This is a genomic window from Arthrobacter sp. CAL618, from assembly GCF_000468215.1.
GTDB lineage: Bacteria > Actinomycetota > Actinomycetes > Actinomycetales > Micrococcaceae > Arthrobacter_D.
Window position 1 is genome coordinate 16668 of sequence record NZ_ASZW01000051.1, and the last position, 11156, is coordinate 27823.

An 11156-nucleotide genomic window follows, 5' to 3' on the forward strand; every position below is an offset into this window, starting at 1 on the left:
ACCACCGGAAGGCTGCCATGAACGCGCACGCACCCCTGAACGGCCCACGCCGGAACGTAGTAGTCATTGGCGGCGGGATCGCCGGCCTCGCGTCGGCCGCGCTGCTCGCTGAGGAGGGGCACACCGTCACCGTGCTCGAAAAGCAGGCAGCCACCGGGGGCCGCGCCGGGCTATGGGAGAGCGACGGGTTCAGGTTCGACACCGGGCCGTCCTGGTACCTCATGCCCGAGGTGATCGACCATTTCTTCAGGCTCCTCGGCACCAGCGCGGCCGACCACCTGGAACTGGTCAAACTGGATCCGGGGTACCGGGTGTATTCCGAGGGGCACACCGAGCCCATCAACGTTCCCGCTGAGCGGGCCGACGTCGTCAAGCTATTCAACGACGTCGAACCCGGTGCGGGGGAAGCCCTGGAAAAGTACCTGGATTCGGCCGGCGAAACGTACACCATGGCCACCCGCCGGTTCCTCTACACCACCTTCCAGTCCTTCCTGCCCCTGCTCCGCCCCGATGTGCTCAGCCGTGTCCCGAAGCTGGTGCGCCTGCTCCTGCAACCGCTGTCCAAGCTCGCTGCCGCAACGGTGACCGATAACCGGTTGCGACAGATCCTCGGCTACCCGGCGGTCTTCCTGGGCACATCCCCGTTCGAAGCCCCCAGCATGTACCACCTGATGAGCCACCTGGATCTCGACGACGGCGTCCTGTACCCGATGGGCGGTTTCACCCGGCTGACCGAGGCCATCGACTCCCAGGCCCGATCGAGGAACGTCGAGGTCATCACCGGCGCCCGGGTGGAACAGATCCTCACCCTGCCCGGCGATGGCCGGTCCCAAAAGGCCCGGGTGACCGGCGTCCGCTGGGTGTCGGCCGACGGCACCGAGCACACCACCCCCGCTGACACGGTGGTCGCCGCCAACGATCTGCACCACGCCGAGACGCAGCTTCTGCAGCCCGCCGACCAGACCTACCCGGAGAAGTACTGGTCCGGGCGGACCGCAGGGCCCAGCGCCCTGCTCCTGTACCTGGGAGTCAAGGGGCAGTTGCCCGAACTGGAACACCACACACTTCTGTTCACCGCGGACTGGGAAGACAACTTCTCCCGGATCTTCGGCAAGACCACCTCAGTGCCGACCCCGGCGTCGCTGTACGTGTGCCGGCCCAGCGCCACCGACCCCGGGGTGGCCCCCCAGGGTCACGAAAACGTGTTTGTCCTGGTCCCGCTGCCGGCTGATCCGGGGCTGGGTGCCGGCGGGATCGACGGTGCGGGGGACCAGCGCATCGAGAACCTCGCCGACACGGTGATCGACCAGATCAGCAACTGGGCGAACATCCCTGACCTCGCCGACCGGATTGTGGTGCGGCGGACCTACGGACCGCAGGACTTCGTGGGGGACTTCAACGCCTGGCAAGGCACCTCGCTGGGCCCGGCGCACGTGCTGAAGCAGAGCGCGTTTTTCAGGGGCCGCAACAAGAGCCGCAAGGTGGAGGGCCTCTACTATGCGGGCAGCTCGACCATCCCGGGGATCGGCATTCCCATGTGTTTGATCAGCGCCGAACTGCTGATCAAACGGCTGCGCTCCGACACCAGCACCGGGCCGCTGGCCGAGCCACTGGTTGCCCCAGGCAGCGGCGCAGCGGTCGGTTCGGAAGTCGACAAGGGTACGGTCCGGCAATGATCAGTGCCCTGTACCTGGTCTCCCTGCTGGGCGGACTGGCGTGTGCGGCCCTGATGGATTACCGGTACGGGTTGTTCTTCTGGGCAGCGCCGCGCCGCGCAGGACTGGTCCTGGCCCTGGGGGTGGCGTTTTTCCTGGCCTGGGACCTCGGCGGCATTGGATCGGACATCTTCTACAAGGGTGACTCCGAGTTCATGATCGGCGTCATGCTGGCACCCGAACTTCCCCTGGAGGAGCTGTTCTTCCTGGCCTTCCTTTGCTGGATGGCGATGAACCTCTACCTGCTCATGAAACGGACCATCGAGACACGGGCGCGGGTGGCTTAGTGACCTACTGGACCCTCAACGCCATCTTCCTGATCCCCGTTGCGATCATCGCTATCGTGGCGGAGGTGGTTTCCCGCCGTCGTGCGGGAGCTGCAGCTACCGGATCGCTGGCGGCTCACACAACTGCGGCCAGGCTGTCCTGGCGGGCGGTCGGACTGTCGGCGGTCATCCTGCTCATCCTCACAGCCGTCTTCGACAACCTGATGATCCAGCTGGGATTCTTCGGCTACAACCCCGATTGGATTTCCGGCGTGTTTGTGGGAGTCGCGCCCCTCGAGGACTTCGCCTACCCACTGGCGGCAGTGGTGCTCCTGCCAGCGCTGTGGACCATCTTCACGCCGTCGGCCACTACGGTGCCGGTTGAACGGACCCGTCCATGAGCGCCCAGGCTGGGACCGGCCTCTCCGGGACAACGAAAATGTTGCTACTGTCCTCACGCCCCGTCTCCTGGGTGAACACAGCCTTCCCCTTTGCGGCCGCGTACTTCCTCACCACCGGGTCCATCGATCTGGCCTTCGTGCTCGGGACGCTGTACTTCCTCATCCCCTACAACCTGGCCATGTACGGCATCAACGACGTCTTCGACTACGAGTCGGATCTCCGGAACCCCCGCAAGGGTGGGGTGGAGGGTGCCGTCCTGGACCGCCGCTTCCACCGGGTCACCCTGTGGGCCGCAGTGCTGACGAACGTCCCGTTCCTGGTGGCCCTGCTGCTGCTGGGCAACCCTTTGTCTGCGCTGGTGCTCGCGGTGAGCGTGTTCGCGGTGGTCGCGTACAGCGCGCCGGGGCTCCGGTTCAAGGAGCGACCCTTCCTCGACTCGGTTACCTCCAGTACCCACTTCGTCAGCCCCGCAGTGTTTGGGCTCGTGCTTGCAGGCGCTACCTTCGACATCGGCCTCTGGGCAGTACTTGGGGCGTTCTTCCTGTGGGGAATCGCCAGTCAGGCGTTTGGCGCCGTCCAAGACATCCAGGCCGACCGCGAAGGCGGCATTGCCTCGATCGCAACGGTCCTGGGGGCACGAGCCGTCGTACGGTTCGCCGTCGTCGCCTACCTGCTGAGCGGACTGCTGATGCTGCTCGCGCCGTGGCCGGCGACGCTGGGTGGGCTGCTGGCCCTGCCCTACATCCTCAGTATCCTGCCGTACGCCAACCTCAGCGATGAGCACTGCGAAACCGCCAACCGCGGATGGCGGCGCTTCCTCAGGCTGAACTTCCTCACCGGATTCCTGGTGACCATGCTCCTGATCTGGGTGACCCAGGCAGGCTGACCCGGATGACGTATACCACACCCGGGCTGGACAGGACGGGAGCTCTGCAGTACAGTAGATATTTGCGTCTTTCCTCTTAACCTCGGCCTTCATATAGCGGTGGGCTTTGTCTTGCGTTAGTCATTTAACGGCAGATTTACTGTCCGGTCACTGACCGCAGGCTCCTGGTTCGCACACACAATCCTCGCGTTGATACGCGATGGCAGTGCAAAGAGGGCGGATATAGCTGAACAAGCCGAAGGTCTGTGGAAGGATCCCTCTTGGTCGCCTCGAGCACCTCTAATAATGCAACCGCTACCAGCCAGGTCGACGCCGAAGGCGTCTCCACCCGGCTTTCATTCGCAAAGATTCACGAACCGCTGGACGTTCCTAACCTCCTCGCGCTCCAAACTGACAGTTTCGACTGGCTGGTTGGAAACGATCGCTGGAAGGCGCGCGTGCAGGAAGCCCTGGAGCTGAAGCTGCAGGGTGTGGCCTCCACATCTGGTCTCGCTGACATCTTTGAAGAGATCTCCCCGATCGAGGATTTCCAGGGCACCATGTCCCTGAGCTTCTCGGAGCCGGAGTTCGCCGATCCGAAATACACCATGGCTGAGTGCAAGGACCGCGACGCTACGTACGCGGCCCCGCTGTATGTCAAGGCCGAGTTTATGAACAACAACACTGGCGAGATCAAGCAGCAGACAGTGTTCATGGGCGACTTCCCGTTGATGACGGAGAAGGGCACGTTTGTGATTAACGGCACCGAGCGTGTCGTCGTGTCACAGCTGGTCCGTTCACCGGGTGCCTACTTTGAGCGCACCGCCGACAAGACCAGTGACAAGGACATCTTCAGTGCGAAGATCATCCCGTCACGTGGTGCCTGGTTTGAACTCGAAATCGACAAGCGTGATCAGGTCGGCGTCCGCCTTGACCGCAAGCGCAAGCAGTCAGTCACAGTCCTCCTGAAGGCACTGGGCTGGACCGAGGGCCAGATCCTCGAAACCTTCGGTGAGTATGACTCCATCCGCGCCACCATGGAGAAGGACACCACCGAAACGCAGGAAGACGCGTTGCTGGACATCTACCGGAAGCTTCGCCCGGGAGAGCCACCCACGGTCGAGGCCGCCAAGACGCTGCTCGACAACCTGTACTTCAACCCCAAGCGCTACGACCTGGCCAAGGTCGGTCGTTACAAGATCAACCGCAAGCTGGGTATCGACAAGAACCTTGATGACAAGGACGCTTCGGTTCTGAACATCGACGACATCGTCGCGATGATCAAGTTCCTGGTGGCCCTGCACGCCAACGAGAAGACCCTCACCGGCAAGCGTGACGGCGGCGACGTCGAACTGCGCGTCGAGGTCGACGACATTGACCACTTCGGTAACCGTCGCATCCGTGCGGTCGGCGAGCTCATCGAGAACCAGGTCCGCACCGGCCTGTCCCGGATGGAGCGCGTTGTCCGCGAGCGGATGACCACGCAGGACGTCGAGGCGATCACGCCCCAGACCCTGATCAACATCCGTCCGGTCGTTGCTGCGATCAAGGAGTTCTTCGGAACCTCCCAGCTGTCGCAGTTCATGGACCAGAACAACCCGCTGGCCGGTCTAACGCACAAGCGTCGCCTGTCAGCCCTGGGCCCGGGCGGTTTGTCCCGTGACCGCGCAGGCATGGAAGTTCGAGACGTTCACCCGTCCCACTACGGACGTATGTGCCCCATCGAAACCCCTGAAGGACCGAACATTGGTCTGATCGGTTCGCTGGCATCCTACGGACGGATCAACACGTTCGGCTTCATCGAAACTCCTTACCGCAAGGTAGTCGGCGGAATCGTCACCGAGCAGATCGACTACCTCACCGCCGACGACGAGGTGGAGCGCCTGATTGCTCAGGCGAACGCGCCCCTCGACGGCAAGGGTAACTTCATCGAGCCTACGGTTCTGGTGCGTACCCGAGGCGGTTCGGGCGAGCCCGTCCTGGTCGAGGCCATCGAGGTCGAGTACATGGACGTCTCCCCACGCCAGATGGTGTCGGTGGCTACGGCCATGATCCCGTTCCTGGAACACGATGACGCGAACCGTGCCCTCATGGGTGCGAACATGCAGCGTCAGGCTGTTCCCCTGCTCCGTTCCGAGCGTCCCCTCGTGGGCACCGGCATGGAGAAGAACGCAGCAGTCGACGCCGGTGACGCTGTCACCGCCACGAAGGCTGGCGTTGTCAAGGAGGTTTCAGCCGACCTGGTGAGCATCCTCAACGACGACGGCACCGAGACCAACTACCCGATCATGAAGTTCGCCCGCTCCAACCAGGGCAACGCGTACAACCAGCGCGTGCTGGTGTCCGAGGGTGACCGGGTCGAGTACAACACGATGATCGCCGACGGTCCATCCACCGACCAGGGTGAGCTCGCCCTGGGCAAGAACATGCTCGTTGCGTTCATGTCCTGGGAAGGTCACAACTTCGAGGATGCGATCATCCTCTCCCAGCGCATCGTCTCCGACGACGTGCTGACCTCGATTCACATCGAGGAACACGAGGTTGACGCCCGCGACACCAAACTTGGTGCCGAGGAAATCACCCGCGACATCCCGAACGTCTCCGAAGAGGTCCTGGGGGCCCTGGACGAGCGTGGCATCATTCACATCGGTGCCGAGGTTGAAGCTGGCGACATCCTGGTTGGCCGTGTCACTCCCAAGGGTGAAACGGAACTGACCCCTGAGGAGCGTCTGCTACGGGCCATCTTCGGTGAGAAGAGCCGCGAGGTTCGCGACACGTCACTGAAGGTTCCCCACGGCGAGTCGGGAACGGTCATCGGTGTGCGCATCTTTGATCGCGACAACGACGACGAGCTGCCTCCCGGCGTGAACCAGCTGGTCCGCGTCTACGTGGCTCAGAAGCGTAAGATCACCGACGGCGACAAGCTGGCTGGCCGTCACGGTAACAAGGGCGTCATCTCCAAGATCCTGCCGATCGAGGACATGCCGTTCATGGAAGACGGTACCCCCGTCGATATCGTGCTGAACCCGCTGGGTGTCCCAGGTCGAATGAACGTCGGCCAGGTCCTGGAAATCCACCTCGGTTGGGTGGCCAAGCAGGGCTGGAAGATCGATGGCGAGCCGGAATGGTTGAAGAACCTCCCGAACCTGCCCCGCGAAAGCGGTTCGACCACTGTTGCAACCCCCGTCTTCGACGGTGCAACAGAGGACGAAATCGTTGGTCTGATGAACTCCACCCGGGAAACCCGCGACGGAAACCGCCTCATCGGCGGATCCGGCAAGGCGTTGCTCTTTGACGGCCGCTCCGGCGAGCCGTTCCCGGACCCCATTTCGGTCGGCTACATGTACATCCTGAAGCTGCACCACCTGGTGGACGACAAGATCCACGCACGCTCCACCGGACCGTACTCCATGATCACGCAGCAGCCGCTGGGTGGTAAGGCACAGTTCGGCGGACAGCGCTTCGGTGAAATGGAAGTCTGGGCCCTCGAGGCCTACGGCGCCGCCTACACGCTGCAGGAACTTCTGACCATCAAGTCGGATGATATCCACGGCCGCGTGAAGGTCTACGAAGCGATCGTGAAGGGTGAGAACATCCCAGAGCCGGGTGTCCCCGAATCCTTCAAGGTGCTGATCAAGGAAATGCAGTCGTTGTGCCTGAACGTGGAAGTACTTTCCACCGACGGAACCACGATAGAGATGCGTGACTCGGATGAAGAAGTCTTCCGGGCCGCGGAGGAACTGGGCATCGACCTGTCACGGGCCGAGCCAAGTTCTGTCGAGGAAGTCTAGGTTTCACCACTCCGATCCGGTGTTCGATCGCGGCCAACGAAATTTCTTCGGCCGCGGACGGCCTTGAAATATTAAAGGCCGCTTCCTCGAACACCGGCTCGGTGCGGGCCTAACTTCCCACCGCACCCCATCAGACTTCAAGAATTTAGAGAACAAAGAGAGAACAGGGACCATATGTCCAGCGAATCCTCCTTCGGCCTCATGCGAATCGGCCTAGCCACTGCGGACGAAATCCGTGGTTGGTCTTTTGGCGAGGTCAAGAAGCCGGAAACCATCAATTACCGTACCCTCAAGCCTGAGAAGGACGGCCTTTTCTGCGAGAAGATCTTCGGACCTTCCCGCGACTGGGAATGCTACTGCGGCAAGTACAAGCGTGTCCGCTTCAAGGGCATTATCTGCGAGCGTTGTGGCGTTGAAGTAACCCGCGCCAAGGTTCGCCGTGAGCGCATGGGCCACATCGAGCTTGCAGCTCCCGTCACCCACATCTGGTACTTCAAGGGCGTTCCCTCGCGCTTGGGCTACCTGCTGGACCTGGCACCGAAGGACCTCGAAAAGGTCATCTACTTCGCCGCCTACATGATCACCTCCGTCGACGAAGAGAACCGTCACGCGGAACTGCCCAACCTCCAGGCCGAGCACGACCTTGAGAAGAAGCAGATGATCGACCAGCGCGACTCCGACATCGCCACCATCGCCAAGGACCTTGAGGACGAGGTTGCACGGCTGGAAGGCGAAGGCGCGAAGGCTGCCGAGAAGAAGAAGGCACGCGACTCCGCCGACCGTCAGATGGCGAACGTGCGTAAGCGAGCCGACATCGAGATCGAGCGCTTCGAGCAGGTATGGGACCGGTTCAAGAGCCTCAAGGTCGCTGACCTTGAAGGCGACGAGGGCCTGTACCGCGAGCTGCGTGACCGTTACGGACTGTACTTCGAGGGCTCGATGGGCGCCGAAGCGATCAAGAAGCGTCTTGAGAACTTCGATATGCCGGCCGAGGCCGAGATGCTCCGCGACATCATCCAGAACGGCAAGGGCCAGCGCAAGACGCGTGCCCTGAAGCGCCTGAAGGTTGTCAACGCGTTCCTCACCACCACCAACAGCCCGCTCGGCATGGTGCTTGACGCTGTTCCAGTGATCCCGCCGGAACTGCGCCCCATGGTCCAGCTGGACGGTGGCCGCTTCGCGACCTCCGACCTCAACGACCTGTACCGCCGCGTGATCAACCGCAACAACCGCCTGAAGCGCCTGCTCGATCTCGGTGCGCCCGAGATCATCGTCAACAACGAAAAGCGCATGCTCCAGGAAGCTGTTGACTCGCTGTTCGACAACGGTCGTCGTGGACGTCCGGTCACTGGGCCGGGCAACCGCCCGCTGAAGTCGCTCTCTGACATGCTCAAGGGCAAGCAGGGTCGTTTCCGCCAGAACCTTCTGGGTAAGCGCGTTGACTACTCCGGCCGTTCGGTAATCGTCGTTGGTCCCCAGCTGAAGCTGCACCAGTGTGGTCTGCCCAAGCAGATGGCCCTGGAACTCTTCAAGCCGTTCGTGATGAAGCGTCTGGTTGACCTCAACCACGCACAGAACATCAAGAGCGCCAAGCGGATGGTCGAGCGTTACCGCCCGCAGGTCTGGGACGTGCTCGAAGAGATCATCACCGAGCACCCAGTGCTGCTGAACCGCGCACCTACCCTTCACCGGTTGGGTATCCAGGCGTTCGAACCACAGCTGGTTGAAGGTAAGGCCCTTCAGCTGCACCCACTCGTTTGTGGCGCGTTCAACGCTGACTTCGACGGTGACCAGATGGCAGTCCACCTGCCGCTGAGCCCAGAGGCCCAGGCCGAGGCGCGCATCCTGATGCTCTCCTCGAACAACATCCTGAAGCCTTCGGACGGGCGTCCGGTGACCCTGCCTTCGCAGGATATGATCATCGGCCTGCACCACCTCACCACCAAGCGTGAGGGCTCAGCGGGGGAGGGCCGCGTGTTCAGCACCCCGGCCGAAGCCATCATGGCCTTCGACATGGGTGTCCTGCACCTGAACTCGGTAGTCCGGATCCGTATTCCACACTTCGTGCCCAGCGCTGATGTCGCTGCGCCTGAAGGCTGGGTTGAAGGAACTCCTGCGCTGATCGAAACCTCCCTCGGGCAGGTTTTGTTCAACGAGACCCTGCCTGCCGACTACCCATGGGTAGAGAAGGTTGCCGATAAGGGACAGCTGTCCACCATCGTCAACGATCTCGCCGAGCGGTACCCGAAGGTGGTCACTGCGGCAACGCTGGACAACCTGAAGGACGCCGGTTTCTACTGGGCAACCCGCTCTGGTGTCACCGTTGCCATCTCGGATATCTCCGCGCCGATCAACAAGGCCGGCATCATGGAGGTCTACGAAAAGCAGGCCGCCAAGGTACAGTCCCAGTTCGACAAGGGCCTCATCGCTGATGAGGAACGTCGTCAGGAACTGATCGATATCTGGAACAAGGCGACCAACGAGGTCGCCGAGTCCATGCGCGGCGCCATGCCGAAGGACAACACCATCAACCGCATGGTGTCCTCCGGTGCACGAGGTAACTGGCTGCAGGTTCGTCAGATTGCGGGTATCCGTGGTCTGGTAGCGAACCCCAAGGGCGAGATCATTCCTCGTCCGATCAAGTCCTCGTACCGTGAGGGTCTTTCGGTGCTCGAGTACTTCATCGCAACCCACGGTGCCCGTAAGGGTCTGGCCGACACCGCACTGCGTACCGCCAACTCGGGTTACCTGACCCGTCGTCTGGTGGACGTGTCGCAGGACGTCATCGTTCGCGAAGACGACTGTGGCACCGAGCGTGGACTGAACGTCACCATTGCGGTGCCGAACAGTGACGGCGAGCTGGTCCTGCACGAAGAGGTCGAGAACTCCGCCTACGCCCGTACCCTGGCCAGCGAAGTCGTTGACTCCAAGGGCAAGGTACTCGCTCCAGCAGGGTCCGACGTCGGCGACGTCCTGATTGGCGAGCTGTTCGCTGCAGGTGTCACCGACATCAAGGTGCGCTCCGTGCTCACCTGTGAGTCGAGCGTCGGCACCTGTGCCCTCTGCTACGGCCGCTCGCTGGCTACCGGCAAGACCGTCGACATCGGTGAGGCCGTTGGTATCATCGCTGCACAGTCGATCGGTGAGCCAGGCACCCAGCTGACCATGCGTACCTTCCACACCGGCGGTATCGCGTCGGCGGAAGACATCACCCAGGGTCTGCCTCGTATCCAGGAGCTCTTCGAAGCGCGTACCCCCAAGGGTGTCGCTCCGATCTCCGAGGTTGCGGGTCGCGTCAACATCGAGGACGGCGAGAAGCAGCTTCGGCTGGTTGTCACCCCAGACGATGGTTCCGAAGAGATCGCCTACCCAGTCCTGCGGCGCGCGCGCCTGCTGGTCACTGATGGCGAGCACGTTGAGGTGGGACAGCAGCTGGTCTTTGGTGCTGTCGATCCGAAGCAGATCCTCCGGATCCTCGGCCCCCGTAAGGCCCAGGAATTCCTGGTCGATGAGGTACAGACCGTGTATCGCAGCCAGGGCGTAGGGATCCACGACAAGCACGTCGAGGTGATCGTCCGCCAGATGCTTCGCCGCGTCACGGTCATCGAGTCCGGCGAATCGAACCTCCTCCCCGGAGAGTTGGCAGAACGCCGTCGCTTCGAGGACGAGAACCGTCGCGTGGTATCCGAGGGCAAGAAGCCGGCGTCAGGCCGTCCCGAGCTCATGGGTATCACCAAGGCGTCGCTCGCCACCGAGTCGTGGCTGTCGGCCGCATCGTTCCAGGAGACCACGCGTGTTCTCACGCAGGCCGCCATGGAAGGCAAGAGCGATCCTCTGCTGGGCCTGAAGGAAAACGTGATCATTGGCAAGCTGATCCCGGCCGGAACCGGCCTGGACCGCTACACGAAGATCACTGTGGAGCCGACTGAGGAAGCGAAGGCCAACCTGTTCACCGGTCCTAGCGCATTCAGCGATTTCGACTATGCAGGCGTCGAAGGTTCGATGACACCCGAGTTCCACGCCATCCCACTGGATGACTACGACATGGGTTCCGAGTTCCGCTAGGCGAGACTGTCATCTAGAAATATAGATGCAGCGGGCCCCTCACACCTCCGGG

The 11156-nt window shown here is 62.2% G+C and carries 6 protein-coding genes; all 6 read left to right on the forward strand.

Annotated elements, in window-relative coordinates:
- Positions 1 to 17: 17 nt before the first annotated feature.
- The 6 genes from crtI (at position 18) to K728_RS0102975 (ending at position 11104) form a co-directional block, all read left to right on the forward strand.
- Positions 18 to 1676 carry a phytoene desaturase family protein gene (gene crtI, locus K728_RS0102950; RefSeq protein ID WP_051317593.1) on the forward strand — a complete coding sequence of 553 codons (1659 nt, stop codon included), beginning with the start codon at positions 18 to 20 and terminating at the stop codon, positions 1674 to 1676.
- The gene (locus tag K728_RS0102955) at positions 1673 to 2002 is read left to right on the forward strand and encodes a lycopene cyclase domain-containing protein (protein ID WP_024475789.1); all 330 of its coding nucleotides are present in this window, start codon (positions 1673 to 1675) and stop codon (positions 2000 to 2002) included. The genes crtI and K728_RS0102955 overlap by 4 nt, the downstream gene beginning before the upstream one ends.
- Complete coding sequence (locus K728_RS0102960) at positions 2002 to 2382, forward strand: lycopene cyclase domain-containing protein (RefSeq protein ID WP_024475790.1); 381 nt, start codon at positions 2002 to 2004, stop codon at positions 2380 to 2382. The genes K728_RS0102955 and K728_RS0102960 overlap by 1 nt, the downstream gene beginning before the upstream one ends.
- Positions 2379 to 3269, forward strand: coding sequence for a prenyltransferase (locus K728_RS0102965; RefSeq protein ID WP_024475791.1), 891 nt, complete (start codon positions 2379 to 2381; stop codon positions 3267 to 3269). The genes K728_RS0102960 and K728_RS0102965 overlap by 4 nt, the downstream gene beginning before the upstream one ends.
- Before the next feature lie 260 nt (positions 3270 to 3529).
- Entirely contained in the window at positions 3530 to 7039 is a 3510-nt protein-coding gene (gene rpoB, locus K728_RS0102970) for a DNA-directed RNA polymerase subunit beta (RefSeq protein ID WP_024475792.1), read from the forward strand.
- Between the two features lie 174 nt (positions 7040 to 7213).
- The gene (locus K728_RS0102975; RefSeq protein WP_024475793.1) at positions 7214 to 11104 is read left to right on the forward strand and encodes a DNA-directed RNA polymerase subunit beta'; all 3891 of its coding nucleotides are present in this window, start codon (positions 7214 to 7216) and stop codon (positions 11102 to 11104) included.
- The last annotated feature ends 52 nt before the right edge of the window (positions 11105 to 11156 follow it).

Bases quoted from the DNA above. Each gene is read 5' to 3' on its own strand.
- crtI (WP_051317593.1), top strand. From the start codon at position 18: ATGAACGCGCACGCACCCCTGAACGGCCCACGCCGGAACGTAGTAGTC.
- K728_RS0102955 (WP_024475789.1), top strand. From the start codon at position 1,673: ATGATCAGTGCCCTGTACCTGGTCTCCCTGCTGGGCGGACTGGCGTGT.
- K728_RS0102965 (WP_024475791.1), top strand. From the start codon at position 2,379: ATGAGCGCCCAGGCTGGGACCGGCCTCTCCGGGACAACGAAAATGTTG.
- K728_RS0102975 (WP_024475793.1), top strand. From the start codon at position 7,214: ATGTCCAGCGAATCCTCCTTCGGCCTCATGCGAATCGGCCTAGCCACT.